A 25,158-nucleotide genomic window follows, 5' to 3' on the forward strand; every position below is an offset into this window, starting at 1 on the left:
ATACGGCCCGCCCCGCCGGGATGGCGGTCTTGTCGAGCTGTAGTTATGCCTTATGATTTTGCGCTTGAACCCATCACACTTATTATCCTCGCGGCCGTTGCCTTTCTTGCAGGCTTCATCGATGCCATTGCTGGCGGAGGCGGCCTGCTGACGGTTCCCGCCCTGCTCCTTGCTGGCGTGCCTCCTCACTTGGTACTGGGTACGAACAAGCTGAGTTCGACCTTTGGCAGCGCAACGGCAGCCTATACGTTCTATCGCAAGAAACTGTTTACGCCTCTCAAATGGAAAAATGCCCTGAGCGCTACCGCACTGGGCGCAGCCGTCGGTGCAATCGGCGCACATTATCTTCCTGCACATTGGCTAGACCGGCTACTTCCGCTCGCCGTATTCGGATGCGGTATCTACCTGCTGTTTGGTCGGCTGCCTGAAGCTCCGCTGGATGCTGATGCTCAGATCCCTCGGAAGCGGCAATGGCCACAAGGGCTGGGACTGGGGTTTTACGATGGTTTGATTGGACCAGGCACGGGCGCTTTCTGGACGATCAGCACACTCATTCTCTACCGGATCGATCTCGTCAGGGCCAGCGGCGTAGCACGCACGATGAATTTTGTCAGCAATGGCGTAGCCCTGGCGGTGTTTATCTGCCTTGGCCAAGTGGTCTGGATGCTTGGACTGACCATGGGTATTTCGCTGATGTTTGGCGCCTACCTGGGCGCCCATACCGCCATAGCCGGAGGCGCTAAATTCATACGCCCCCTGTTTATTCTAGTCGTACTGGCACTGACGGCGCGTTTAGTCTGGCAACACTGGTTCGGGCATGCCTAGCCTGCGAGCGATATAAAGCTCTATGAGGAAACGGGCAATGGACTGTTTGGCTGGCAGCTGGGGCAGATTATCCAGCTTGAACCATTGGGCATCTTCGATTTCCTCCGGCTGGCAAACAATATCTCCGCCAGCATACTCGGCATGGAAGCCCAGCATTAATGAGTGAGGAAAGGGCCAGCTCTGACTTCCCAGGTAGTGCAGGTTCTTGACGTCAACGGCTACCTCTTCCTTGACCTCACGCGCCACGCACGCCTCGATGGTCTCACCTGGCTCTACAAACCCCGCCAAGGTACTGTAAACGCCCGGTGCAAAGCGCGGAGAACGCGCCAGCAAGACTTCGTCACCCCGAGTGATCAGCACAATGATGCTGGGCGACAGGCGCGGATACTGGGTCAGCCCGCAGGCAGGACAGTTAAGCCCGCGCTGTCCTTTGATGATCGCAGTCGGCGTAGCGCAGCGGCCACAGTAACGATGGTCATTGGCCCAGGTGCCAATCTGTGCGGCATAACCCAACATCTTGAAGACGGCATGCTCGGCCTTGAGCATCAACGGGCGAAGAGGCTGCCACTCATAACCCTCAAGCTCGGGAGCAGACACGACTTCATACAAGGCAACAGCCTGGCCATCGAAATAGCCCAAGCCGTAAATACCGGATGTTGTCAGCTCTTTTAAAAACGGAGAACCCTGAGAAAACAGAACATTGTCTTCTCGGGTCAGAAAACCCATCGGACTATGGACAATGATCAAACTATCAACACTGCCTGACAGGTCCAGGCAACCCGGCTCCCAATGACTCATGCTGCGGCAACAGGCCTCCACCCTAGGGCACTTACACTCTCTGTAGCCAGCTCGAGGATATCGGGCTGCCCAGAACGGGACGCCATTGCACCGCTTTCAAGGAAGAACTCGATGCTGCTCAATGCATCCGCCAGTACTTCGAGTAGCGAAGCAGTCGGCATGTTCAAATTATTCACCATATGCGCCTGAATATACTGGGCGCAGATACCAGTCAGCTCCGCCGCACGGGCATGCTCCAGAAACAACAGAGCACCTCTCACGTTATGCAGCGTTGCAGGGACATTGGCCAGGTGTATGGCTTCACCCCTGGCGTCCAGATACGCCGAAATGGATTGCTTGGCGTTGGAAAGCCCTGTCTTGGCTTCAGCCAGCAGCAGCATCTGGGCCTCGTTCAACAGGTGGTTGCCAAACGACTCGCCCTCCTGCCCTGGCGACGCGGGTACTGGGCAGGTTTCCTTGTCGGTTTCGTGCTCAAAACAGGAAACCAAGCTTTCCACATAAAGGATGGCATCGGCGAGATTGTCGAGCTGCACCTGTTCCACCGCTCCGGCTTTGGCCCACTGATTCAGCACGGGCAAATGTGCTTGCAGGGCTTGACCCGCGGAAGGCTGTCCTACCATGATCAATGTCTTCGCCAGAATACCCAGCTGGATATAGAGTCGGGCATACGCATCAGGCTCAGCCACACGCCGTTCTACAAGATCCAGCAGTTCCTTAACGGTTGCCAACTCTTCATGAATCGCTTGCGAAAGCGATTGCATAACCGCCTGGCTTGGTCCTGTCAGCCTGCGATATTCTCTGTCGAGCATCGCGTCGGTATAAGGCAGCGTATCGATGGAGAACGCTTCTCGCAGCTCTTCAGCGCGGGCACCCGAGCTTTCCGACAAGGCGATAAGGTACAGGAGATCCTTCAGGATACTACGAGGCGGTTCGTACTCCGGTACCGTCAACAGCTGACGGAGCTCACGGTCAAGACGCGAAAACAGCTGCTTCCGTGTCCGGTGAAGTAGCAGGTCGCCCTCTCGAAAAGCTTCAATGGCAGCCGCACCGACCCAACACAGCCTTGCTCCCGCTTGATCACATAAAAGATGGTCGAGGCGCGTCAGTGCACGCTCCATCAAGTTGAGGCTCGCCTTGGGGTTCTGCTCCTTAAGCAGGCCCAGCAAGCCAATCTGATACATTTGCCGCATGCGACGCGCCAGACCGCGCTGCTCGTTGAGAGACAAGTCATCAGTACGTGAGACAGGGTTACGCGGCAGATCCAGCCGGACCGTGAAAAAATAGCATTCAGGTAACGCGGGTTGCCCCGTCACGCGACGCAACTCGTTAATAGCAGGCAGTAACAGCTCCGGCATTTCTTCATAACGGCTGCGGAACTGCTCAAGGTAACGACGCAATACATGCAGGGCGTGACAGAGCGCCATCAAATGGTCGTCACGTTCTGCGCCAGCACCTGCCGGAATGTCAGTCACCAGCTCAAATGTTTCGTGGGCGAGCAGCTCGGCTCCAGCCAGCTCAATAAGGGACAGGGCGCCGCGAATCTGATGAATGCACTCGACGGCACGCTGGAGCAGACTACTGCAGTGCCGCTCCATAATGAAACGCTCTAAATTCTGTTCAGCCTGATCGATGGTCGCGAACAATTCGTCGCGCACCAGACTCAGTGCTCTCGCTCCGGTAACCATACCGTCAAACGCCTCCTGCGCTACATCCGCTTGCCATCAGTCCGGAAACTCCGGAGTTTGCCTGCTCATTTGCGCCGCCAATGCGATACGCAAATCGGTTGATTGCAGCATTGCCGCATTCCATGTGGCGATGTAATCCAACCCCTCATCTACCCGATGATCACGCATATAACCAATCATCGTCTTAGTACCGCGTATAGCCAGCGGTGATTTGGCAGCGATGGTATGCGCCAATGAAAATACGTCTTCCATCATCTGCTCAGCCGTTGCATAGATACGGTTGACCAGCCCCATGGAATACGCTTCCTCACCACTGAAAGATCGCCCTGTGTAAGCCAGCTCTCGCAGCATGCCTTCACCGATCAGATGAGGCAGGCGTTGCAATGAGCCCAGGTCAGCCACCATGCCTAGATCAATTTCCTTCAAGGCAAATTGAGCTCCGGCTGTGGCATAACGCATGTCGCATGCGGCTATCAGGTCAACAGCGCCACCCAGGCAATATCCCTGGATAGCAGCCAGAACCGGCTTGCGACACTGATCGACTGCGTTGAAAGACGATTGAAGTTCAAGAATCTTGGAGCGTAATAACTCCGAATTGCGGCCTACGTCACGTCCAAGCTGACCGGCGGTCTCGCCAAGTAACGAAAGGTCTATACCGGAAGAAAAATGAGGACCTGCGCCTGACAGCACAACGGCCCGTACTGAGCGATCCTGATCGGCCCAATGAAAGAGACTGCGTATCTCCTGCCAGAACTCAGCGTTCATAGCATTGATCTTTTCGGGTCGATTGATAATCACATGAGCGACCTTATCGACACGCTCAAGACGGAACGCGCTGAATTCTTCCATCTGCTCCTCTTCCAAGCTGGAACGATTCTCGAAAATGGGGTAGCGGACAATCAAAAGCCGCCTTGTCTTGATAGCGATATGCCGCTACTCATACTGCGACTTTAGTCACATCATAAAGCAATACGGTTCAGTTGATAATTCGAAATATTTGCACTGATGTGCCAAACAGGCGTTTCCGAGCGTCTGCGTGACATTTTGACAGGAACTGTTCAGCTGGAAAGGCATAGCGATAGGGAAACAACCTTGGCAGTTCGCCTAAACTGCCAAGGTGTAAAAGAGGTTAATGCTGGGTAGTTTGCTCTTCCATCTGAGCCCATAACGCTGGGGCGCCTGCAGACTTCTCAATGGCAGCCAGACGCGCAGCATGATCAGCCAATTCAGCCGCACTTGCCGTGATGACTCGTGTCCTGGCACGGTCCGCTGGCAGACGGCGAATCGGGCTGATACCGCTGTCATTTCCATCACCTTCCTGCCCCTGCCCAGCAAGAGAGAGGGAGGTTTGCCCGCCGGTCATGGCCAGATAAACATCGGCCAGGATCTCAGAGTCCAACAAGGCGCCGTGCAGCTCGCGGTTCGAGTTATCCACTCCATAACGCTTGCATAGCGCATCCAGGCTATTACGCTGACCTGGATGACGCCCACGCGCCATCATGAGGGTATCGAGTACCGTGCAATGATCTGTAATCTCTGCCCACTCAGGTCGATCACCTAGCAGACGAAACTCGTTATTGATAAAGCCGATGTCGAACGCGGCGTTATGAATGATCAGCTCAGCGCCCTTGATAAACTCAAAGAATTCTTCTGCAATGTCACGAAAGCGCGGCTTGTCCGCCAGGAACTCACTGGTGATGCCGTGAACGGCGATAGCACCTTCGTCAATCTCGCGATCAGGATTGAGGTAGACATGAAAATGCCGGCCCGTCAGTCGACGACCAATAACCTCAACACCACCAATCTCGATGATTCGGTGCCCGTCGGTAACGGGCATACCGGTTGTTTCCGTATCGAGTACTACGCTACGCATCTAAAGTCACCTATCACACTGTCCGCAGGGCACGGATTTCATCAACACCACGATTAGCCAGCTGGTCAGCCCGCTCGTTACCGTGATGCCCGGTATGTCCTCTTACCCACTCCCACTCGACCTCATGTCGAGCCACCTGGGCATCGAGGGCTTGCCACAAATCGGCATTCTTGACCGGCTGTTTGGCAGCGGTTTTCCAGCCGCGAGCCTTCCAGCCACGCAACCATTCTGTGATACCACGCATCACGTATTCGGAATCTGTCACGATTCGTACGTGACATGAACGCTTGAGCGCTTCAAGCGCGCGGATGGCGGCCATCAGCTCCATTCGATTGTTGGTCGTAACGGCCTCCCCACCCCACAGTTCCCGCTCGTTGCCCTTGTAGACCAGCAAGGCACCCCAACCGCCAGGGCCAGGATTTCCCTTGCAGGCACCGTCCGTGTAGATCTCTACGATGTCACTCATTCGTTCCGCTCGTTTCGCGACGGCTCACCTTGGCAACCGGCATGGGAATCAGCTTTCCACGGGGTTCACGGCGGGTCTGTGGCAAGGGACGAAGCCCGACCATCAGCTTGCGAGCCGACAATAAATAGAAGCCTGCACCTGGCGAGGGCTCGCCTTCCCGATTGCGCTCCAACCAAGACAAACGATTCTGCCAAACCGGCGAAGAAAGCGGCGGACGATAACACCCGAACCGGCGTTTCTCCAACGCGAATCCCAGCAATGCCAACCAATCAGCTACACGGCTGGCACCAATACAACGGGCCTTGCGAAACGCGTCGCGAGCAAAATAATGCCTGACTCCCCAGGTACTCCAAGGGTTGATACCAAGAATCAGCAGATGCCCACCGGGCCTTACGCTAAGGGCAGCCTCTCTCAACAAGCGATGGGGTGAAAGACAGAAATCCAGACCGTGCTGGAGCAACACCACATCTGCTGCATTTTCACCCAGTGGCCAGGCACCCTCCTCGCAGGCGATATCGACACCTGGAAACGGCGGCCCAAGACGCACACCATGACGTAACTGGTCTGCGCCTGGCGGGATCTTCAAGGAGGGGCCATAGTGGACTAAATAACCTCCAAAGTGGCGCTTCAGCTCCTCGGAAAGCAGGCGCTCCTCTTCCTCAATCATTAACTGGCCCAACGGACCATCAAGCCACTGGCGAGCCGAGCGCATCAGCGCTAACCAACGCTCATCAGCCTGGGCGAATGCGTCATTTACCATATGCTTTTCCTCCAGAGGTGCTATAGAGCACCTGGATTTAGAGACGCTTGAGCACCAAGGCGGCACCCTCGATACCAAACAGCAAGTGTCCCCGACGATGGACAGCAATCTACAGACTTTAAACAGTTCTACACATGAAGACTGTATCTTTTCATGATTGCTTGCAGACTTCCGACAAGCGATAAACGCACGACATTGCTTTAGTGCTCGCTTCTGAAACTCATAAACGCCTAATATGCAATTTTGCACATCTAACGGTAGTTACCGCACATGATTCAGATAGACGCCCTTCCCGTCTTTTCCGACAACTACATCTGGTTGTTGCAGGATCCGTCTTCCAAACGTTGTGCCGTGGTAGATCCAGGCGATGCTGCCCCTGTCCTTGAATGGCTGGAACGGCATCCCGAATGGACGCTTACAGACATTCTTCTCACTCACCACCATCACGATCACGTAGGCGGTGTGCAGGCGCTCAAAGGAGCGACAGCGGCCCACGTCTACGGTCCGGCACTGGAAGGCGTACCCTGTCTGGACACCGCACTTAATGAAGGCGACAGCCTTGAAGTTTTTGAGCGCCCCTTTCACGTCCTGCATGTTCCTGGACATACCTTGGGCCATATTGCCTATGTTCGTACCGGCGCTCAGCCTTTGCTGTTCTGCGGCGATACTCTATTTGCAGGCGGCTGCGGCCGATTGTTTGAAGGGACACCTGCACAAATGCATGACTCGCTGCGTAAGTTTGCTCAGCTTGCGCCCACGACCAAAGTGTACTGTGCACATGAATATACGCTGAACAACTTGCGTTTTGCTCATGCCGTAGAACCGACTAATAACGAGCTGACCAAACGATACAGGCAGGTAGAGGCCATGCGCGAGCGAGGCGAAATGACGCTCCCCTCTACCCTAGAGCTAGAGCTTGCTACGAACCCGTTCATGCGCTGTTCAACCCCTTCTGTCAAACGCGCTGCGGACGAAAGAAATGGCTTTCCAACCCGCTCGGAAGTAGAGGTTTTCACTACCTTACGCGCATGGAAAGATCATTTCTGAGGACTAGTCAATCTTGACCCTGCAGAGCGGCATTCCTAGAATCGCGCAAATTTTTCCGGGGATGCACTCAGCTAATGCCGCCACAGCCGCCACATAATGCCGACGTAGACGGACTGGCTCGCACCGCGAAACTTTCTGCTCTTTTCCTTGCTGTCTTCCTGGCGGGCTGTCAGGGAATGGCGCCTAAAGACCAGGAACGCTATCTCCCAGAAGACAGCCTGAGCAGCAATATCAATATGCATCGGGAGCCCGAGTGGATAAAGCTCGGCACCCAGAACAAGGCACCCAAGGATATCTGGGATCGCATGCGCAGTGGCTTTCAGCTGCAAAGCGAAATCGGCGTAAATCCCCGTATCGAGCAGCAGCGGCTCTGGTATGTCAGCAACCCGGCCAATATCGAAAAATCGGCTAACCGGGGCGGACTGTACCTGCACTATATTGTCGAAAGGCTTGAAGAGCGGAATATGCCCCTTGAGCTTGCCCTGCTTCCGATTGTAGAAAGCTCCTTCAACCCCTTTGCGCTTTCACGCAGCGAGGCGGCCGGGATCTGGCAATTCATTCCCACTACCGGGCGCTATTTCAACCTGCAACAGACTCGCTGGTACGATGGACGACTGGATATCACAGCGTCTACCAACGCAGCGCTCGATTATCTTTCCAAACTCCACGATATGTTCAATGGCGACTGGCTACTGGCACTGGCAGCCTATAACGCCGGCGAGGGTACTGTAGGTCGCGCCATTGAACGCAACCAAAAGCTTGGATTGCCTACTGACTACTGGAACCTGTCTTCGCTTCCACAGGAAACACAGGACTACGTACCCAAGCTGCTGGCCGTTTCCCAGCTGATCATGAACCCGGAATCATACGGCATCCAACTGGACTCGATTGCCAACGAGCCCTATTTCGAAGTCGTCAAGATCAAGCAGCATCTAGATCTTGCTAAAGTTGCCAAGCTGGCTGATCTCGATGAGGACGAACTATATCGCCTGAACCCGGCGTATACCCGTCGGGTTACCATGGACGGACCCAAACAGCTCTTGATTCCGGCAGAAAAAGCCGAGTTATTACTCGAAAACCTGGCGAACGAATCCTCTGAAGCGATCGTAAAATGGCAGGAATACACGGTGCGCCGTGGTGATAGCCTGGGCGCTATCGCCAATCGCTATAGCGTAAGCACTCAACAGATCCTGTCACTCAACAAGCTGAAGTCCAGCCGACTGGCTGCAGGCCAGAGACTGATGATTCCTCGCGTATCAGGTAGTATTTCACCAGTCACTAGCCAGAAAGACGTTGCCGCCCTTGTTGAGGAGCCGGTGACTCGTACCTACCGGGTCAGAAGTGGCGATAATCTCTGGACCATCGCTCGCGACAACAAGGTCGAGCTGGGCGACCTGAAACGCTGGAACAATTTGGGCAAGCAGGGCCTTAGGGCAGGCCAGGTACTCAAGCTCTATGGCGCACCGGTGAAAGCAAGCAAGCTAGCCAACAGCAGCAAATCGCGCCAGAACGTGACGTACTATAGAGTCAAGCCGGGCGATTCCTTGTACATGATTGCTAAACATTTCAATGTACAACTGCAATCTATCCAGCAGTGGAATCCCAAGAGTGGAAAAAACCTCACGCCTGGCCAAACCTTGACTTTGTATCTCGATTGATGGGTCTTGGTGCGTCACAGGCAGTCATATACGTCTCTTTTTCCTGCTGAAGCGAACTGGTACCGTTACTGCTCAACGCCTTACAGAAAGAGTTCTGCCTGGCCGTACAGCTTATGATCAAGCCAGCCTCTCCGACACATACAATGAGCGCTAAGATGGCCCTTCGTTTTTCTGCCTGGATTCATGGCGCTCTTTTCGCCGCCGCGCTAGGGCTGGTGTATGGTAACGCCCATGCTGCCCCTCAGCATGCAGTTACCTTGTATGATGAGGCCCCCAAGTATCCAGCAAACTTTAGTCATTTTGATTACACCAATCCAAATGCTCCTAAAGGCGGCACCCTACGCCTGTCCGGCTTCGGTAGCTTCGATACGCTCAATCCCTTCAACAACAAGGGAACGCCCCCTGCCCAGACCAGCCTGATTTATGAAACGCTGACATTTCATGCTCAGGATGAGCCTTTTACCGAATACGGGTTGCTGGCCGAAAAGATCGAAAAAGCCTCTGACAACAGCTACGTTCGCTTTTACCTGCGTCCCCAGGCTCGATTCAATGATGGAACACCAGTCACGGCTGATGACGTAGTGTTCACCTTCAACGCGTTGGTCAATCAGGGCGATCCGCTCTACCGCAGCTATTACGCGGATGTAAAAGAAGTCAAAGCTGAGAGCCGGCTGGTGGTCCGTTTTGACTTCAAGACAACCCAAAATCGTGAGCTGCCTCTTATTCTGGGGCAGCTACCGGTTCTGCCTAAGGCATGGTGGGCCAGCCGGGATTTTGGGAAGTCTTCTCTGGAACCACCCCTTGGTAGCGGTCCTTACCGAATCGCCAGCCTGCAGGCCGGACGCTCGCTTAGGCTTGAGCGTGTAAAAGACTGGTGGGGTAAGGATCTTGCCGTCAACAAGGGCTTCTACAACTTCGACACTATCACGGTTGATTACTATCGTGATCAGAACGTAGGACTGGAAGCGTTCAAGGCGAATCAGTTCGATATAAACCAGGAGATGTCCGCCAAGAATTGGGCCACTGCTTACGAAACGCCGGCCTTGAGAGAAGGACGCATCGTCAAGGCAGAAATACCTAATCATGAGCCTCAAGGCATGCAGGCTTTTATTTACAACCTGCGCCGTCCCATGTTTCAGGACAAGCGGGTACGCCAGGCTATTGCACTTCTATTCGACTTTGAATGGAGCAATCGTCAACTGTTCTACGGCGCCTATACACGCAACAATAGTTACTTCGAAAATTCCGAACTGGCTGCCAGGGGGCTACCCGGCCCAGAAGAGCTGAAGATTCTGGAACCTCTACGCGATCGACTGCCTCCACAAGTCTTTAGCCAATCGCTAGAGCCTTCCCGTACCGACGGAAGCGGAATTGTCCGACCGCAACAACGAGAGGCGTACCGGCTCTTGCTGGAAGCGGGCTATCACATCGAAAACGATCGCATGGTGGATACACAAGGAAATCCATTGCGCTTTGAGTTCATGTTGGCCCAACCCGCCTTTGAAAGAGTGCTGCTGCCCTACAAACGCAACCTCGCGGAAGTTGGTATCACCCTGGATATTCGGCGGGTAGATGTATCCCAGTTCGTCAATCGTGTACGCTCCCGCGACTTCGATATGACAATTTTCAGCTGGCCACAGTCCAGCTCGCCCGGTAATGAACAGCGTAACTTCTGGCACTCAACCAGTGCAGATGATCCTGGAAGTCGTAATCTGCTCGGACTGAAGGACCCTGCCATCGATCGTCTCGTGGAGATGCTAATCGGCGCCGATACTCGTGCTTCACTAATTACCCATGCCAAAGCGCTAGATCGCGCCTTGCTTTGGGGGTATTACGTCGTTCCCAACTGGTATACCGACCGCTGGCGAGTTGCCTACTGGAACCGCTTCGGACGCCCCGCTAAGCAACCCGACTCCGATTTCGGCCTTATGACTTGGTGGCAAGTCAGCGATACGGCACGCAAAACGTCGCAGGTGAATCCCTGATGCTGTCCTACGCCCTGCGGCGATTGCTGCTGATTATTCCTACGCTGTTCGGCATTTTGCTCATCAACTTCATTATTATTCAGGCCTCTCCTGGCGGCCCTGTTGACCAGGCCATGGCTCGCCTGCAAGGTTTGGGCGCGGGTGGCGCAACAAGCCGCATTACGGGCAGCGGGAGCGAGTCGGCAGAGCATGGCAATACACATTATCGCGGTGCCCAGGGCCTGGATGAGGATCTGATCAAGCAGCTCGAAAAGCAATACGGCTTTGATAAACCTGCAACGCAGCGCTTCTGGCTGATGATAAAAAGCTATGCCCAACTGGATTTTGGCCAGAGCTTTTTCAGGGACGCCAAAGTAACTGACCTTATCCTGGAAAAGTTGCCGGTCTCAATTTCCCTTGGCCTGTGGAGTACACTGATTCTGTATCTGGTCAGCATTCCACTGGGCATTACCAAGGCTATCCGCCACGGCAGTACGTTCGATGTATGGACCAGCTCTGCCATCGTCATTGGCTATGCGATCCCAGCCTTTCTGTTCGGTATCCTGCTGATCGTACTGTTTGCGGGCGGCAGTTATCTGCAATGGTTTCCACTGCGCGGCCTGACGTCACCCAATTTCGAGGAACTGACGCTAGGTGGCAAGATCGTCGACTACTTCTGGCACCTGGCGCTCCCGGTAACTACCCTTGTGATCGGCGGCTTTGCAACGCTTACGTTATTGACCAAGAACAGTTTTCTGGACGAAATCAATAAGCAGTATGTCATCACCGCACGGGCCAAAGGCCTGACAGAGCGTCGCGTCCTTTATGGGCATGTTTTTCGAAACGCTATGCTTTTGGTCATATCAGGTGTCCCTGCGGCATTACTGGGCGTTTTTTTCACCGGCTCATTATTGATTGAAGTGATCTTTTCCCTGGATGGCCTCGGGCTGCTTAGCTTCGAGTCAGTCATGAGCCGGGATTACCCAGTCGTATTCGGAACACTGTTTTTATTCACTCTGTTCGGGTTGGTGACCAAATTAATCAGCGACCTGACTTATATGCTGATCGATCCTCGCATTGACTTCGAAAGCCGAGACTACTGATGCCGCGTCTTTCCCCCCTCAATCAACGCCGCTGGAGTCGCTTCAAGGCTCATAAACGAGGCTGGTATTCGCTCTGGCTGTTTATCGTCCTGTTTGTTCTTTGTCTCTGCGCAGAGCTCATTGCCAATGACAAACCTTTGGTCATTCATGTCGATGATCAGTGGTATTTCCCTGCGTTGGTGCATTACAACGAAACCGAGTTTGGCGGTGAGTTTCCTCTGGAGCCCAATTACAAAGGCCCCTACTTCGAAAAGCTGATGACTGAAAAAGCAGCCTCTATGGTATGGCCGCTCATTCCGTTCAGCTACGACAGCATCAATTACGACCTCAATATCCCAGCCCCCGCCCCACCCTCGGCACAAAATTGGCTAGGGACGGATGATCAGGCAAGAGACGTTCTGGCCCGTATCATCTATGGCTTTCGCATATCGGTCCTATTCGCCTTGATTCTAACCATCGGCAGCAGCCTGATTGGCGTGCTTGTAGGCGCGCTACAAGGTTATTTCGGCGGTTGGGTAGATCTTCTAGGGCAGCGCTTTCTGGAGATCTGGTCAGGTCTGCCCGTGCTGTTCCTACTGATCATCCTGTCCAGTTTTGTACAGCCTAACTTCTGGTGGCTGCTGGGCATCATGCTGCTGTTTTCATGGACGTCTCTGGTAGATGTTGTGCGCGCTGAATTCTTGCGTGGCCGTAACCTTGAATATGTACGTGCGGCACGCGCGCTCGGCATGAAAGATCCTGCGATCATGTTTCATCATATTTTGCCAAACGCCATGATCGCTACCATGACCTTTCTTCCCTTCCTGCTCACGGCAGCAATTGGAACCTTGACGTCCCTGGATTTTCTAGGGTTTGGGCTTCCGGCTGGTGCACCCTCCCTGGGCGAGCTGATCGCTCAGGGTAAAGAAAACCTGCAGGCGCCCTGGCTGGGCATCTCGGCCTTTGTGACATTGGCCTTGATGTTAAGCCTTCTAGTATTCATTGGCGAGGCGGCACGCGATGCATTCGACCCCCGAAAATAACGTGGCGTCTTCTGCCCAGCAGACCACCCGACTGCTTGAAGTGCGTGATCTGTGCGTCGAATTCCGCAACGGACAAGAGGTAGTTCGTGCAGTCGAGCAGGTATCGTTCGATATTTACCCTGGCGAGACCTTGGCTCTTGTCGGTGAAAGCGGCTCGGGCAAATCTGTAACAGCCCATTCGTTGCTGCGTTTATTACCAGCGTCCACCGCCCACTATCCTGCCGGCCGTATCCTGTACGGTGGCCAAGATCTGCTGAAGTTGCCTGAAAGGAAACTGTACGGAATACGCGGGAATCGCATCGCCATGATCTTTCAGGAGCCGATGACGTCCCTCAACCCACTGCATACGCTCGATAAGCAGCTAGGCGAAGTCCTGGCGCTGCATAAAGGCATGAAAGGTCCTCCCGCACGCAAGCGTATGATCGAACTTCTCGATCTGGTAGGCATTCCCGATCCAGCCAGCCGCCTTTCAGCTTACCCACATGAGCTTTCGGGCGGTCAGCGCCAGCGCGTCATGATTGCCATGGCGCTGGCATGCGAGCCGGATCTGCTCATTGCTGACGAGCCCACTACTGCACTGGATGTCACCGTTCAGCAAAAGGTTCTACACCTTTTGAAAGATCTGCAGAAGCGATTAGGCATGTCGATCCTGCTTATCAGCCATGACTTGAACCTGGTACGTCAGATTGCCGATCGGATATGTGTCATGCAACGTGGTCGCATCGTCGAACAGGAAACGTGCAAGACGCTGTTTCAACATCCACAGCATCCTTACACACAATTACTGCTGGCAGCGGAGCCGAGTGGCGATCCGATTTCCAGCCATCCTGCACCTGTAGAACTGGCTACTGAACATTTGAGCGTCTGGTTTCCGATTCGTAAAGGGCTGTTTCGTCGAACGGTTGATCACGTAAAAGCCGTTGACGACGTCTCACTAGCGGTTCCACGAGGTCAAACCTTGGGCATTGTGGGTGAGAGCGGCTCCGGTAAAACCACATTGGGCCTGGCCATTCTTCGTCTATTGGAAAGCCGCGGCCGCATACGCTTCGGCAATCAGGCGCTCGATCAGCTATCCTCTGCCCAAATTCGACCGTTGCGGCGACAGATGCAAGTGGTCTTTCAGGACCCTTACGGTAGTCTGAGTCCACGTATGTCCGTTAGCGACATCGTGGGAGAAGGACTGAGAATCCATCGCATAGGAACACCAGAAGAACAGGAGACAGCAATAATCGGGGCATTACGGGAGGTAGGACTCGATCCAGAGGTCCGCCATCGTTATCCTCACGAGTTTTCAGGTGGGCAACGGCAACGCATCGCCATTGCCCGGGCCCTGATAGTGAAACCTTCGTTGATCTTGCTGGATGAGCCTACCTCAGCGCTCGACAGGACAGTTCAGCGGCAGGTCGTGGACCTGCTTCGCGATCTGCAGGCCAAACACAATCTGACTTATCTGTTCATCAGCCATGACCTGGCTGTTGTAAGAGCGCTGAGTCACCAACTGCTGGTGATGAAAGCGGGCCAGGTTGTAGAACAAGGGAGTGCTGAAGATGTCTTTCAACGACCTCAGCACCCGTATACACGGCAGTTATTGGATGCGGCACTTGCATCGTCCGCCCCTGCCTATTAACCAAGAGGAAGAAAACACATGGGATTTCTCGCCGGTAAGCGCGTCCTGATCGTAGGCGTCGCCAGCAAATTATCCATTGCCTCCGGTATCGCTGCTGCGATGCACCGTGAAGGTGCCGAACTGGCCTTTACCTATCAGAACGACAAGCTCAAGTCCCGCGTTGAAGAGTTCGCGGCTGGCTGGGGCTCCAATGCCGATTTGTGCTTCCCTTGCGATGTTGCCAACGACGAAGAAATCGAAGCGGTGTTTACAGAGCTCTCCAAGAAATGGGACGGCCTGGACATCATCGTTCACTCCGTTGGCTTTGCACCCGGCGATCAGCTGGACGGTGACTTTACTGAAGTGACAACCCGTGAAGGCTTCCGTATCGCTCACGACATCAGTGCCTATAGCTTTGTTGCGCTGGCCAAGGCGGGACGCGAAATGATGAAGGGCCGCAACGGCAGCTTGTTGACCCTGTCCTATCTGGGTGCCGAGCGCACCATGCCCAACTACAATGTCATGGGCATGGCCAAGGCCAGCCTTGAGGCAGGTGTCCGCTATCTGGCAGGCAGCCTTGGCCCGGAAGGCACTCGCGTCAATGCCATCTCGGCTGGCCCCATTCGCACCCTGGCAGCATCGGGTATCAAGAGCTTCCGCAAGATGCTTGCGGCTAACGAACGCCAAACCCCTCTGCGTCGCAATGTGACCATCGAAGAGGTCGGCAACGCCGGTGCCTTCCTGTGCTCGGACCTAGCATCAGGCATCAGCGGCGAAATTCTTTATGTCGATGGCGGCTTCAACACTACCGCCATGGGTCAGATAGAAGAGTGATGTAAACATAAAAAAGGCCCCTAAGGGGCCTTTTTTATGGCGTATCGCTTCGTATCTGTGCATGGCTGAGAAGAGTAAAAATAAACGTTCCGCCTACAATATTACCCGCCAAGGTAGGCCCAACGAAGACAAGCCCGAACTCTGCCCATGAAAGCTCGCCGGAAAACACCAGATAAGCCACCTCAGCCGACCCCACAATAATATGGGTGAAGTCACCCAAAGCCATCAGGTAGGTGATCGCAATGATTATCCAAATCTTGGCATGCTCTGCTGACGATATCATCCAGACCATGGTTGCGATCATCCATCCAGAAATAATTCCCTTTGAAAACATTTCTGGTACGCCATTTTCCATTACTTTCCGGCCTATCTCCAGAAAGGCCGCATCGACTCTGGGTTCGAACAGAGGAAGGTAAAGCACGACATAGGAAATGAGCGATGTGCCGATCAAGTTACCTATAAGAACGATGCCCCATAACCGCAGCAATTGCCTGAACATATGCAATGACGGCTGCGTCATTACAGGAAGCACCGCCGTAATGGTGTTTTCGGTAAAGAGCTGCTGTCGAGCCAGAATTACGGCCAGAAAACCCACCGAATAACCAAAGCTCGAAATAAGCTTGCTTGTCTCTCCCTCAGGGAGATGAGAATTCAAAAGCCCCATCGCTATCAGCGAAAGGCCCATGGTTAGTCCTGCGCCCAGAGCGGACCAGAAAAGCGCACTGCTACTTCTCTCAAGCTCCTGCTCGCCTTGCTTTCTGATAGTTTCATGGAGAACCGCCGCGCGAGGCGGCTGGTTCTCACTGACATCCTGCTCTTCCTCAGCGGTAAGACCAGGCGTTTTTCCCTTATCGACCGAATCCATAGAGCTTCCTCGCTCAGCGGGTACTTTCTTCCCAGATAAGACTGCCATCCTCAGCGATTTCAACTACCCGGCTAAGCGCTGCGTCAGCAGCTTCTTCAGCCTCGGATGCCAAGTCGAAATGTCGCTCAGTGGCTACTCGATGAAAATGAGGCTGACTTCCTTCCTCTCGGGCCTTAACGCCAATCACGGCTTCAAAGCCGTCTTGCGCAGGTACGGCGGATGAAATCGCTTCGAAATGTTCGAAATGCTTGATTGCCATAGATACAGTCCTCTCCACGTTAACGTTGGCGTCCACAAGCCAACCGGATACTTAGTAGACTGATAAGGCTAGGAAACGATCTGCCCGAGGTATAAAAGAATAAGTATCTGTTAGTACAACACAACAGATCGCCATACCATGGCAGGGCATCGACTGTTGTCGGCAGAAAGTTGGATCAACTAAAAGCGGCGTTAAGCCAGGAGCCGCTGGATGTAGTCCTGCAGCTTGTCCAAAGCAAAAGGCTTGGCCAATACTGGAGCTGTGCCAATCAGCGGACTGCCTGTATCCATAATTTCAGCCGGATAGCCACTGATAAACATTACTTTGAGGTCAGGACGTAGCTTAAGTGCCGGCTCGGCAATCATTACGCCCGACACGCCATCAGGCAATCTGTAGTCAGTGATCAGAAGATCGAGGTCAGGCTTTGTAGCTAGAATAAGAAAGGCTTCGGTCGATGAAGGCGCCTGAAGCACCTTGTAACCAAGCTCAGTAAGGTAATCAACGAGTATTAACAAGACCTGAGGTTCATCCTCTACGATTAATACTACTTTATCTGTAGAACTCATGAACCGTCTCACTCGATTAAACACGCAGCTTTGACCACGAAACAGGCTCAAGTTCCCCGTATTGGAAACTTGAGCTTTTAAATCTATATACCTTACTTATCGCTTTTATCGCCCTGCTCTTCTTTTGGTGAAGGCGTGACGTCACCCCCCACGTCAGCGCCGGCGCCTTTACCTGTGGATGATCCGTCAGGCGTCCCCATGCCGGCAGAGTTAGGGCTTGTCTTATCGTCAGCCAATGCCATGCCAGTCACAGACATCAGTCCCGTCAACGCCAATACAGCTAGTGCTTTGGTTTTCATAGCGGCCCCCATCTTAGATTAGTGGTCTTCTTTTCACTTCGAAGCATTGCCTCGTCAAAGATAGACCTGATCACTCGACGGGTGTTCAAGACCAATCTCTATCGACCGACACTTTCATTACCAAAACTCATGGGCAATAAATAAAAAGCCCCGCGTGAGCGAGGCTTTTGAGCAAAGACGATTTTTTGCGTTTAAGCGCGCAAGTGACCAAACCACTCAATGGCCGAACGCCAAATGCAGATTCCAATGAAGTATCCAGACATGGCAAACCAGATTGCCAACAAAGTTGGACTATGGTCAGGATGATTAAGAATCAGCAACATACTGCACAGCAGCCAGACGAACGTTACTGCAATATTGATAGGCATGAACTTGCGCACTCGGAAAGGGTGCAAGAATTTCATGCGCGTCAAAGTCAGCATCGCCAGCACAATAACGCCCAATAGCGTCAGCCATGGTGCTGGCGACAGGATATACAAATAAAGCGCCACCACATTCCAGGCTGCTGGAAAGCCTACAAAGTAGTTATCGCTGCTCTTCATGTTCACGTTACAGAAACAGAACAAGGAAGACACCAGAATCACTGAAACGGTAAAGAGCGCGGTGTAGCTTGGTAAAGGTATGTACTTGTAAATGAACAGCGCTGGAATGAAGACATACGTAAGGTAGTCAATCGCCAGATCAAGTACTGAACCGTCGAAATGGGGCAGAACAGATTTGGTATTGAGCTTGCGCGCCAGGGTTCCGTCCAGACCATCTACAATCAGGGCAGCACCGAGCCACAGCAGGCATTCTTTGGGCTGATTATCAAACAGGGCAAGTGTTGCAAGCAACGCCAGGACAACACCCGTGGCGGTGACGCCATGGGCGCCCCAGGCTTTGAGCTTGTCTGAGGGCATGGTCAATATCACAGCGAATCTCTTCGTGGCATGAAATAAGGCTTATACAGTCGGCGCAAAGAAAAACAAACCGGCCATATGGTTAATAAATCAGATCTAGAATACAGGAGTTTGGAAAGGATACCGATACGAACATTCATGATGCTACCGACAAGACAAAGCGTACCCCTATAGAGTTCGCTGGAATATGAGGTATTTCGTCTTTTTGGCGTCTTCCAAATTAAAAAGCACGCGTAGCCAAGGATACGATACCGATCTTCGATTAGACGGGGGCTTTCCTGATAAGCTAGCGCTCAAGCTCGCCGAAGTTACTGACCTCTATTTCCGATGTCGTATTGGAATAGGCTGTAACGTAGTAACTGGAACACCCCATGACCGCCTCGAACACTCACCCAGCCTTGAACAAGCCTTCTACACTGTCACGCCGCTTCTCCGTTGCGCCAATGATGGACTGGACGGACAAACATTGCCGCTTTTTCATGCGCCTGCTTTCGAAGCGAACACTGCTTTACACCGAGATGGTAACAACAGGCGCCTTGCTTCGAGGCAATCCGGCACGCTTTTTAGCGTACGACCAAAGTGAGCATCCTATCGCGCTGCAGCTAGGCGGCAGTACTCCGCATGAGCTGGCAGCCTGTGCCCGCCTAGCCGAAGCAGCAGGTTACGATGAGGTCAACCTGAACGTTGGCTGCCCAAGCGATAGGGTACAGAATAACATGATTGGCGCCTGCCTGATGGCTCACCCTCAACTGGTGGCTGATTGCGTAAAGGCAATGCGCGACGCGGTAAGTATTCCCGTTACGGTAAAACACCGTATTGGGATCAATGGCCGAGACAGCTATGATCAGCTGCAGGAGTTCATTACCACCGTCAACGAAGCGGGCTGCAATAGTTTTACCGTACACGCACGCATTGCCATTCTGGAAGGATTGTCTCCCAAGCAGAATCGTGAAGTCCCGCCGCTGCGTTATGACGTAGCCGCACAACTGATGAATGATTTTCCAGATCTTGAATTCATTCTGAATGGCGGCATTAAGACCTTGGAAGAAGCACAGACTCACCTGAAGACTTTCAATGGCGTCATGCTTGGCCGTGAGGCTTATCACAACCCGTATCTTCTGGCGTCTGTGGATCAATTAGTGTTCGGTGATGACCGTGCCATTACGACTCGGCACCAGGTGTTACAGTCGCTTCGTCCGTATATAGACAAGCATCTGGCGTCAGGCGGCGCCATGCATCACATAACCCGGCACATTCTGGGCCTTTCGCAGGGAATTAAGGGAGGGCGCCGCTTCAGGCAGCTACTCTCAGTAGATGTGCATAAAAGCTCAGAACCGCTACGTATATTTGACCAAGCCACTGAACTCTTGGAAGGTCATTGAATCTGGTCAAACACTCTAATCACTACGTGAGGATCGATAGCAAGCATGAACAAGCTAGAGCAACTCAAGCAATACACTACAGTAGTAGCCGATACAGGTGATCTGGACGCTATCACACGTCTGAAGCCTGTCGATGCTACGACCAACCCTTCCCTTCTGCTGAAAGCGGCAGCATTGCCCCGCTACGCTCAACTGCTAGGCGACGCTCTCAACGATACGGGTGACGACATCGGCCTGGCTTGCGACAAGTTTGCGGTTGCTGTTGGCAAGGAAATTCTTAATGTCATTCCGGGCCGCATTTCGACTGAAGTCGATGCCAGGCTTTCGTTTGATACAAATGCAACCCTGAGCCGTGCAGAGCGCTTGATTGACCTGTACGAGAAAGCCGGAATCAGCAAAGACCGAGTACTCATCAAAATTGCCTCCACATGGGAAGGCATTCGCGCTGCTGAAAAGCTCGAAAAAGATGGTATTCAAACTAATCTGACTTTGCTCTTTTCCTTTGCCCAGGCGGCAGCTTGCGCTGATGCTGGCGTTTTCCTGATCTCTCCATTCGTTGGTCGTATCTACGACTGGTACAAGAAAGCCGAAGGCCGTGACTTTACTGGAAAGGAAGACCCAGGCGTACAGTCAGTTTCCCGTATTTATCAGTACTACAAAGCCAACAAGTTCGAAACCGTGGTGATGGGTGCAAGCTTCCGTAACCTCAACCAAATCGAACAACTGGCAGGATGTGATCGCTTGACGATCAGCCCAGAGCTACTGCAGAGCCTGTCTGAAGATGAAGGCACGCTTGAGCGTAACCTGGTAGCAGGCGGCACAGCCGAGCCGTTGCATTCCCTTAACGAAAGTGCTTTCCGCTGGTCTTTGAATGAAGACGCCATGGCCACCGAGAAACTGGCGGAAGGCATCCGCCAATTCGCTCGTGATCAGGAAAAACTGGAAGGCCTGATTAGCGCCAAGAAGTAATGCCAGACCTGGTCAATGCTTTTCTAAAGCATTGACCAGGTCCTTGAATGCTTCACGATTGGATTCATTCAAACTCATCAGTATACGATGAGCCTCTAGTACCTTATCCCTGACGACTTCTTCAGACTCATCCTGCGGGGGGAGGTCATGCAGACAGTCCGAACATGGCACGGGCTGATTTACGATATTGAATACCTGATCAAAACCCATCGAATCCAACAATCGTGTGATATCTGGATTGGTGGTGACCAATGTTGGCAATAGGCCAATCTTTTGACGTGAAAGAATAGAGAGCTTTGCTAATAAGCCTAGCGTCGTACTATCGATACTTTTAGTGTCGATCAGATCGATTACGATTGATGAAAAATTCAACGCAGAAAAGATCTGTTCAATAGTGGCATCCAGCGCCGAGCATAATGTCAAGCGCACCTCGCCGATGAATTTGAGCACAAAGGTGCCATTCATTTCAGCGAACTGGATTTTACCGGTACTCATGCAAGGTTCCTGCTTAACACCAGCATGGCGATATCATCCGGCATCTCGCCCAAGTTGGCCAGTCCAAGCTGCTTCGAAATCCCACCTAGCGTCCCATTGGCCAGGCGGACCTGTTCAGGTAAAGAAGCCTCTTTCGCTTTCAAGTTCTCTCCCGGCAATAAATCAAAAATCCCATCGGAAAACAGCGCAAGGCTGAAACTGGCGGGTAACTCCAAAGTATGGTCTGAATAGCTGGCCTCTTCAAAAAGGCCAACCGGAAACCCCTTCCCCTGCAAAAAGCGTGTCTCTTCTGCAGTGTGCAACACAGGAAGCGGCAAGTGCCCACCAATACTGTAAGTAAGTACACCACTGTCTTCATCGATCACGCCACCCAACATGGTAACGTGTTTGCCCAGCTTACAGTTCAGCAAGCCACGATTGATATGCCCCAGCACATCGGAAGGCCTGAACTCAGGCAGAGTGCCATTACGACGAGACTCATACAACAGCCGCGTCGTCATAAACTTGAGCAACACCGTTACAAACGCTGACGACGCTCCATGTCCGGAAACATCTGCCAGATAAAAAGCGATACGGTGCTCATCAACGCGAAAATAATCGACAAAATCACCAGAGAGATACAAAGATGGAATGATCTGGTGAGCGAAATTCAAACCATTGGTTTCCCAGGGTGTTACCGGCAGCATATTCATTTGCACTTGCCGGCCGGCATTCTGGTCCTCCTGTAAAAGACTCAGGCTCGCCTGAAGCTCTCGATTGGCATTTTCCAGTTTGATGCGATAACGATCATTTTCAAGGCGAAGCCTTGCACGGTCGAGCGCCCGAATAACCGAATGTTCTAGAACAGCCAGATCCTCAAGAGGCTTGATGAGATAGTCGGCCGCGCCCAATCTCAGCGCCTCGACAACATCACTCATTACCCCTGCGCCCGAGAGGACTATGACAGGCGTATCGAGCGACATTTCCGAAATGCGCCGTAACAAGGAAAGCCCATCCAGCTGAGGCATTCTAAGGTCGCAGATAATGAGATCCGGCTGCTCACGCTCGAAGACCTGCAAACCCTGCATGCCGTTCGAAGCCTGTAAGACCGTAAAGCCGCTATCTTCGAGATAATCCGCCAGACTCAGGCGTACAACCTCATCATCATCGATAATCAAAAGTGTGGCGCTGGGATTAGGCATAAACTATCCAGGCATGCGTATCCCTATGAGGTGGTCTTTTGGATCAGGCCAGGGTGCACGCAATAGGTACTATTTTTAATACGGCGCAGACACTACTCCCATCAGCCGAGCCGTTCAAGCGCCCCTTCTATCCAAACGGCTGAGGCTAGCTTTACAAGGCCTTGAGGCTAAGGCTATATGGTTTCGTTTACTTGCGAAGTACCTTTATTGAGAGACTTGTTCCAATGAGCTTAAGCGATCGTTCGTACAGCGAAAAGCGCGACTTTATTAGAATGCAGATTGATTCTAAGGCTATTCTTCGGACAAATGGCGAGGAAATAGACGCAATTTGCCGTGATTTGTCGAGCACAGGGCTTCAGATCGAAGCTAAGAGTCACGTCAAGGAAGGAGACAAAGTGATCGTAGTGATCCCCTCTGAACACCCGGAGCTACAAGGGCTAGAAGCCGAAGCCGAAGTGATTCGCGTCACATCTTTGGAACAAGGCAGTCAACTGCTAGGACTCAGCATCCTTTCCATGAATTAGATCACAGATCAGCATCACGTCAAGCAGAGACCTGCTGCCTGACGTGATGAGTCCTCTTAAAAGTCGTCTACCACGTTACCGTCTTTAATCTTGTATTCGCGACTTTGTAAGTAAGCGTTACGGATAAAGATGTACTTGTCGCCTGTAATCATTTTTTCGGCATCAAGCAGGTTAGCGCGTGTATCTACTACACTCAGCGCAAATGCCGAATTCCTCGCCGCTACATCACCCATATAGGGGTATGGCGAGGCATAGGAATCAGGAATTCGGCCTAGTCCATCACGTACTGTGCTGGGACCCAGGAAAGGCAAGACGACATACGGGCCGCTACCAACGCCCCAATGACCTAATGTCTGACCGAAGTCTTCGTCATTTCTCGTCAGTCCCGCATGAGTCGCCACATCAAATATACCCAATACACCCAGCGTGGTGTTCATGAGCAAACGTGCGGTATCTACACCGGCGGCATACGGTTTTGCCTGCAAAACGTCATTAGCTAAATTGCCAACATCACCAATGTTACGAAAAACATTACTGACTCCCGTTTGCACGACGTCAGGTGTGATCTTGTTATAACCCTGCGCGATAGGCTTCAGCGCATAGGTATCAAGCGTGTCATTAAAACGGAAAATACCTCGGTTGACCCCTTCCCATGGATCATCTTCCGAGGCAGCCAACACAGCGGTACTCGCGACAGTCAACATTGCGCCAAAGGCAATGCCGCCAATACGGGTACTCCATGCTCCTTTGTTAAACGGCATCATATTCTCCTGATGAGTTTGTCCAGTCTTACTGGCAGAGTGGCAAAATTATAACCGCGATGTCTTTGCAATTGGTTACGGATGAAACAACTTGCCTTATTGACCTTTGATCACTCAATTAGGTCTACAGGTGGGTACGCTTCAAAAGGAGAAAACGTATGCCCGCCTCTCGCCTGCAACAGGAGCTGATCGAACTACAGCACCAGCTCAAGACAAGCCCTCCTGAAAGCGAGGAAGATCGCGCCTCGCTAGAACTGTTAATCAGGGATATAGAACTGCAGCTTGCTCACGAAGACTCGACCAAGCCGGATTCCAATCTCGTCGATGGCGTAAATCTGGCAGTCGAGCGGTTTGAAGTCAGCCACCCCAGAGTAGCGAACACCCTCCGCTCGATCATGCAGAGCCTTGCGAGCATGGGTATCTGACGTCACTGACGGGCCAAGCGCCCTGCTACCGGCAGATGTGCGGCATGAGTGCTTCGATAAGGATTGATATCAAGCCCTCCCCGCCGCACATACCGCGCATAAACAGTAAGCGACTCCGGCTCCAGCACGCTACGCAAATCAAGAAACATGCGCTCGACGCACTGCTCATGAAAATCTGCATGACGCCTGAAAGAGATGATGTAAGCGAGCAATGACGCCCGATCAAGCACTGCTCTGCCCTCATACTCAATCACGACGCTTCCCCAGTCCGGCTGCCCCGTAACCGGGCAATTGGAGCGAAGCAGATGACTATAAAGCGACTCCTTCACAAGCTGACCAGGTAAGGCTTTTAATAAATCCGGTCTAGGCACATCGTAGTGCTGTACCTCAATATCCAGCTCATCAATACAGCTTCCGGGGGGCGTAACAAACCCTTCCCTGGCTACTAAATCTATTGGCTTTACCAAAACCCCAACGTGGTCTCCTGCTGACTGAGACAGATCCCTTGTTAAAACCTCAGTGAGCGCCTCAGGACCTTCGAATGTTGTCTGATTGAGTGAGTTCAGATACAGCTTGAATGATTTGGATTCGATGATATTTGGCGAGTTGGCCGGTATGGAGAACTCGGCAATAGCAGCGACAGGCTTACCTTTTGAGCTCAGCCAGGACAACTCATAACACGTCCATATATCCATACCGCAGTAAGGTAACGTTTCTCTTGTAAGCCCCAATTCGGTCCATTTAGGGCTACGCGGTATGGGATACAGCAATGAAGGCGTATAGATATCCACGTACTCACTCGTTTTACCGAGCGGAGAATGATCGACAGTTTGCATAGAATTTCTCAAGAATCCGAGGCGCGCTATGTCAGATGTACTCTCGCCATAGCGTC

27 protein-coding genes are annotated in these 25,158 nt (G+C 52.7%); 12 read left to right on the forward strand and 15 right to left on the reverse strand.

Annotated elements, in window-relative coordinates:
• The first annotated feature begins 45 nt into the window (after positions 1-45).
• Positions 46-825: a TSUP family transporter gene (locus tag GM154_RS11515; RefSeq protein WP_010794856.1), complete on the forward strand. Its 780-nt coding sequence runs from the start codon at positions 46-48 to the stop codon at positions 823-825.
• Here the strand turns inward: GM154_RS11515 and nudC are convergent.
• The 6 genes from nudC to GM154_RS11545 form a co-directional block, all read right to left on the reverse strand.
• Positions 793-1,623: an NAD(+) diphosphatase gene (gene nudC / locus GM154_RS11520; protein WP_219652320.1), complete on the reverse strand. Its 831-nt coding sequence runs from the start codon at positions 1,621-1,623 to the stop codon at positions 793-795. The two genes, GM154_RS11515 and nudC, sit on opposite strands and share 33 nt — an antisense overlap.
• Complete coding sequence (locus tag GM154_RS11525; RefSeq protein ID WP_074823979.1) at positions 1,620-3,308, reverse strand: ferrous iron transporter B; 1,689 nt, start codon at positions 3,306-3,308, stop codon at positions 1,620-1,622. The genes nudC and GM154_RS11525 overlap by 4 nt, the downstream gene beginning before the upstream one ends.
• Positions 3,309-3,344: 36 nt before the next feature.
• A complete protein-coding gene (locus GM154_RS11530; RefSeq protein ID WP_219652321.1) occupies positions 3,345-4,157 on the reverse strand; it encodes a crotonase/enoyl-CoA hydratase family protein in 813 nt (270 codons plus the stop codon).
• 280 nt (positions 4,158-4,437) lie between these two features.
• Positions 4,438-5,181 (reverse strand): DNA polymerase III subunit epsilon, encoded by a 744-nt coding sequence (gene dnaQ / locus GM154_RS11535; RefSeq protein ID WP_219652322.1) that lies wholly within the window; start codon positions 5,179-5,181, stop codon positions 4,438-4,440.
• A 13-nt stretch (positions 5,182-5,194) separates the two neighbouring features.
• The gene (gene rnhA / locus GM154_RS11540; RefSeq protein WP_010794861.1) at positions 5,195-5,647 is read right to left on the reverse strand and encodes a ribonuclease HI; all 453 of its coding nucleotides are present in this window, start codon (positions 5,645-5,647) and stop codon (positions 5,195-5,197) included.
• Positions 5,640-6,407 carry a methyltransferase domain-containing protein gene (locus tag GM154_RS11545; RefSeq protein ID WP_219652323.1) on the reverse strand — a complete coding sequence of 256 codons (768 nt, stop codon included), beginning with the start codon at positions 6,405-6,407 and terminating at the stop codon, positions 5,640-5,642. Before GM154_RS11545 ends, rnhA begins: the two co-directional genes overlap by 8 nt.
• Before the next feature lie 270 nt (positions 6,408-6,677).
• Here GM154_RS11545 and gloB point away from each other — a divergent pair, with 270 nt between their 5' ends.
• From gloB to fabI, 7 genes are all read left to right on the forward strand, one after another.
• Positions 6,678-7,454, forward strand: a complete 777-nt coding sequence (gene gloB, locus GM154_RS11550; RefSeq protein ID WP_219652324.1) for a hydroxyacylglutathione hydrolase — start codon at positions 6,678-6,680, stop codon at positions 7,452-7,454.
• 74 nt (positions 7,455-7,528) lie between these two features.
• The gene (locus GM154_RS11555; RefSeq protein ID WP_150347080.1) at positions 7,529-9,112 is read left to right on the forward strand and encodes a LysM peptidoglycan-binding domain-containing protein; all 1,584 of its coding nucleotides are present in this window, start codon (positions 7,529-7,531) and stop codon (positions 9,110-9,112) included.
• A 155-nt stretch (positions 9,113-9,267) separates the two neighbouring features.
• Positions 9,268-11,097 (forward strand): extracellular solute-binding protein, encoded by a 1,830-nt coding sequence (locus GM154_RS11560; RefSeq protein ID WP_219652325.1) that lies wholly within the window; start codon positions 9,268-9,270, stop codon positions 11,095-11,097.
• Positions 11,097-12,179, forward strand: a complete 1,083-nt coding sequence (locus GM154_RS11565) for a microcin C ABC transporter permease YejB (protein WP_010794866.1) — start codon at positions 11,097-11,099, stop codon at positions 12,177-12,179. The genes GM154_RS11560 and GM154_RS11565 overlap by 1 nt, the downstream gene beginning before the upstream one ends.
• Positions 12,179-13,201, forward strand: a complete 1,023-nt coding sequence (locus tag GM154_RS11570) for an ABC transporter permease (RefSeq protein WP_219652326.1) — start codon at positions 12,179-12,181, stop codon at positions 13,199-13,201. Before GM154_RS11565 ends, GM154_RS11570 begins: the two co-directional genes overlap by 1 nt.
• On the forward strand, positions 13,179-14,828 hold the full coding sequence (locus GM154_RS11575) for an ABC transporter ATP-binding protein (protein ID WP_219652327.1): 1,650 nt from the start codon (positions 13,179-13,181) through the stop codon (positions 14,826-14,828). Before GM154_RS11570 ends, GM154_RS11575 begins: the two co-directional genes overlap by 23 nt.
• A gap of 18 nt (positions 14,829-14,846) precedes the next feature.
• Positions 14,847-15,641 carry an enoyl-ACP reductase FabI gene (gene fabI, locus GM154_RS11580; protein ID WP_074823955.1) on the forward strand — a complete coding sequence of 265 codons (795 nt, stop codon included), beginning with the start codon at positions 14,847-14,849 and terminating at the stop codon, positions 15,639-15,641.
• Between the two features lie 34 nt (positions 15,642-15,675).
• Here the strand turns inward: fabI and GM154_RS11585 are convergent, their stop codons facing one another.
• The 5 genes from GM154_RS11585 to pcsA form a co-directional block, all read right to left on the reverse strand.
• Positions 15,676-16,506, reverse strand: coding sequence for a formate/nitrite transporter family protein (locus GM154_RS11585; protein ID WP_219652328.1), 831 nt, complete (start codon positions 16,504-16,506; stop codon positions 15,676-15,678).
• A gap of 13 nt (positions 16,507-16,519) precedes the next feature.
• Complete coding sequence (locus GM154_RS11590) at positions 16,520-16,765, reverse strand: hypothetical protein (RefSeq protein ID WP_219652329.1); 246 nt, start codon at positions 16,763-16,765, stop codon at positions 16,520-16,522.
• A gap of 191 nt (positions 16,766-16,956) precedes the next feature.
• Entirely contained in the window at positions 16,957-17,331 is a 375-nt protein-coding gene (locus GM154_RS11595) for a response regulator (RefSeq protein ID WP_010794872.1), read from the reverse strand.
• 92 nt (positions 17,332-17,423) lie between these two features.
• Complete coding sequence (locus GM154_RS11600; RefSeq protein WP_010794873.1) at positions 17,424-17,630, reverse strand: hypothetical protein; 207 nt, start codon at positions 17,628-17,630, stop codon at positions 17,424-17,426.
• A gap of 191 nt (positions 17,631-17,821) precedes the next feature.
• Complete coding sequence (gene pcsA / locus GM154_RS11605; RefSeq protein WP_010794874.1) at positions 17,822-18,529, reverse strand: phosphatidylcholine synthase; 708 nt, start codon at positions 18,527-18,529, stop codon at positions 17,822-17,824.
• 371 nt (positions 18,530-18,900) lie between these two features.
• On the opposite strand from pcsA, the gene dusA reads away from it, so the two are divergent.
• Positions 18,901-19,911: a tRNA dihydrouridine(20/20a) synthase DusA gene (dusA, locus tag GM154_RS11610; RefSeq protein ID WP_219652330.1), complete on the forward strand. Its 1,011-nt coding sequence runs from the start codon at positions 18,901-18,903 to the stop codon at positions 19,909-19,911.
• Between the two features lie 45 nt (positions 19,912-19,956).
• Positions 19,957-20,880, forward strand: coding sequence for a transaldolase (gene tal, locus GM154_RS11615; protein ID WP_010794876.1), 924 nt, complete (start codon positions 19,957-19,959; stop codon positions 20,878-20,880).
• Positions 20,881-20,892: 12 nt separating this feature from the next.
• On the opposite strand, the gene rssC is transcribed toward tal, so the two are convergent.
• Positions 20,893-21,375 (reverse strand): anti-sigma factor antagonist RssC, encoded by a 483-nt coding sequence (gene rssC / locus GM154_RS11620; RefSeq protein WP_074823947.1) that lies wholly within the window; start codon positions 21,373-21,375, stop codon positions 20,893-20,895.
• The gene (gene rssB / locus GM154_RS11625; RefSeq protein ID WP_010794878.1) at positions 21,372-22,556 is read right to left on the reverse strand and encodes a two-component system response regulator RssB; all 1,185 of its coding nucleotides are present in this window, start codon (positions 22,554-22,556) and stop codon (positions 21,372-21,374) included. Before rssB ends, rssC begins: the two co-directional genes overlap by 4 nt.
• Before the next feature lie 224 nt (positions 22,557-22,780).
• Here rssB and GM154_RS11630 point away from each other — a divergent pair, with 224 nt between their 5' ends.
• Entirely contained in the window at positions 22,781-23,080 is a 300-nt protein-coding gene (locus tag GM154_RS11630; protein ID WP_074823944.1) for a PilZ domain-containing protein, read from the forward strand.
• A gap of 56 nt (positions 23,081-23,136) precedes the next feature.
• On the opposite strand, the gene GM154_RS11635 is transcribed toward GM154_RS11630, so the two are convergent.
• A complete protein-coding gene (locus GM154_RS11635) occupies positions 23,137-23,784 on the reverse strand; it encodes a VacJ family lipoprotein (protein WP_037030381.1) in 648 nt (215 codons plus the stop codon).
• 215 nt (positions 23,785-23,999) lie between these two features.
• On the opposite strand from GM154_RS11635, the gene GM154_RS11640 reads away from it, so the two are divergent.
• Complete coding sequence (locus GM154_RS11640; RefSeq protein ID WP_010794881.1) at positions 24,000-24,266, forward strand: DUF4404 family protein; 267 nt, start codon at positions 24,000-24,002, stop codon at positions 24,264-24,266.
• A gap of 2 nt (positions 24,267-24,268) precedes the next feature.
• Here the strand turns inward: GM154_RS11640 and queF are convergent, their stop codons facing one another.
• Positions 24,269-25,102, reverse strand: coding sequence for an NADPH-dependent 7-cyano-7-deazaguanine reductase QueF (gene queF, locus GM154_RS11645; protein ID WP_219652331.1), 834 nt, complete (start codon positions 25,100-25,102; stop codon positions 24,269-24,271).
• Positions 25,103-25,158 lie beyond the last annotated feature (56 nt).

This window comes from Pseudomonas sp. MAG002Y (assembly GCF_019400845.1).
GTDB classification, from domain to species: Bacteria; Pseudomonadota; Gammaproteobacteria; order Pseudomonadales; family Pseudomonadaceae; genus Chryseomonas; species Chryseomonas luteola.

Excerpts from the sequence above, each read along its gene's own strand:
- GM154_RS11515 (WP_010794856.1), top strand. The coding sequence starts at position 46 with ATGCCTTATGATTTTGCGCTTGAACCCATCACACTTATTATCCTCGCG.
- nudC (WP_219652320.1), bottom strand. The coding sequence starts at position 1,623 with ATGAGTCATTGGGAGCCGGGTTGCCTGGACCTGTCAGGCAGTGTTGAT.
- GM154_RS11525 (WP_074823979.1), bottom strand. The coding sequence starts at position 3,308 with ATGGTTACCGGAGCGAGAGCACTGAGTCTGGTGCGCGACGAATTGTTC.
- GM154_RS11530 (WP_219652321.1), bottom strand. The coding sequence starts at position 4,157 with ATGGAAGAATTCAGCGCGTTCCGTCTTGAGCGTGTCGATAAGGTCGCT.
- dnaQ (WP_219652322.1), bottom strand. The coding sequence starts at position 5,181 with ATGCGTAGCGTAGTACTCGATACGGAAACAACCGGTATGCCCGTTACC.
- rnhA (WP_010794861.1), bottom strand. The coding sequence starts at position 5,647 with ATGAGTGACATCGTAGAGATCTACACGGACGGTGCCTGCAAGGGAAAT.
- GM154_RS11545 (WP_219652323.1), bottom strand. The coding sequence starts at position 6,407 with ATGGTAAATGACGCATTCGCCCAGGCTGATGAGCGTTGGTTAGCGCTG.
- gloB (WP_219652324.1), top strand. The coding sequence starts at position 6,678 with ATGATTCAGATAGACGCCCTTCCCGTCTTTTCCGACAACTACATCTGG.
- GM154_RS11555 (WP_150347080.1), top strand. The coding sequence starts at position 7,529 with ATGCCGCCACAGCCGCCACATAATGCCGACGTAGACGGACTGGCTCGC.
- GM154_RS11560 (WP_219652325.1), top strand. The coding sequence starts at position 9,268 with ATGGCCCTTCGTTTTTCTGCCTGGATTCATGGCGCTCTTTTCGCCGCC.
- GM154_RS11565 (WP_010794866.1), top strand. The coding sequence starts at position 11,097 with ATGCTGTCCTACGCCCTGCGGCGATTGCTGCTGATTATTCCTACGCTG.
- GM154_RS11570 (WP_219652326.1), top strand. The coding sequence starts at position 12,179 with ATGCCGCGTCTTTCCCCCCTCAATCAACGCCGCTGGAGTCGCTTCAAG.
- GM154_RS11575 (WP_219652327.1), top strand. The coding sequence starts at position 13,179 with ATGCATTCGACCCCCGAAAATAACGTGGCGTCTTCTGCCCAGCAGACC.
- fabI (WP_074823955.1), top strand. The coding sequence starts at position 14,847 with ATGGGATTTCTCGCCGGTAAGCGCGTCCTGATCGTAGGCGTCGCCAGC.
- GM154_RS11585 (WP_219652328.1), bottom strand. The coding sequence starts at position 16,506 with ATGGATTCGGTCGATAAGGGAAAAACGCCTGGTCTTACCGCTGAGGAA.
- GM154_RS11590 (WP_219652329.1), bottom strand. The coding sequence starts at position 16,765 with ATGGCAATCAAGCATTTCGAACATTTCGAAGCGATTTCATCCGCCGTA.
- GM154_RS11595 (WP_010794872.1), bottom strand. The coding sequence starts at position 17,331 with ATGAGTTCTACAGATAAAGTAGTATTAATCGTAGAGGATGAACCTCAG.
- GM154_RS11600 (WP_010794873.1), bottom strand. The coding sequence starts at position 17,630 with ATGAAAACCAAAGCACTAGCTGTATTGGCGTTGACGGGACTGATGTCT.
- pcsA (WP_010794874.1), bottom strand. The coding sequence starts at position 18,529 with ATGCCCTCAGACAAGCTCAAAGCCTGGGGCGCCCATGGCGTCACCGCC.
- dusA (WP_219652330.1), top strand. The coding sequence starts at position 18,901 with ATGACCGCCTCGAACACTCACCCAGCCTTGAACAAGCCTTCTACACTG.
- tal (WP_010794876.1), top strand. The coding sequence starts at position 19,957 with ATGAACAAGCTAGAGCAACTCAAGCAATACACTACAGTAGTAGCCGAT.
- rssC (WP_074823947.1), bottom strand. The coding sequence starts at position 21,375 with ATGAGTACCGGTAAAATCCAGTTCGCTGAAATGAATGGCACCTTTGTG.
- rssB (WP_010794878.1), bottom strand. The coding sequence starts at position 22,556 with ATGCCTAATCCCAGCGCCACACTTTTGATTATCGATGATGATGAGGTT.
- GM154_RS11630 (WP_074823944.1), top strand. The coding sequence starts at position 22,781 with ATGAGCTTAAGCGATCGTTCGTACAGCGAAAAGCGCGACTTTATTAGA.
- GM154_RS11635 (WP_037030381.1), bottom strand. The coding sequence starts at position 23,784 with ATGTTGACTGTCGCGAGTACCGCTGTGTTGGCTGCCTCGGAAGATGAT.
- GM154_RS11640 (WP_010794881.1), top strand. The coding sequence starts at position 24,000 with ATGCCCGCCTCTCGCCTGCAACAGGAGCTGATCGAACTACAGCACCAG.
- queF (WP_219652331.1), bottom strand. The coding sequence starts at position 25,102 with ATGCAAACTGTCGATCATTCTCCGCTCGGTAAAACGAGTGAGTACGTG.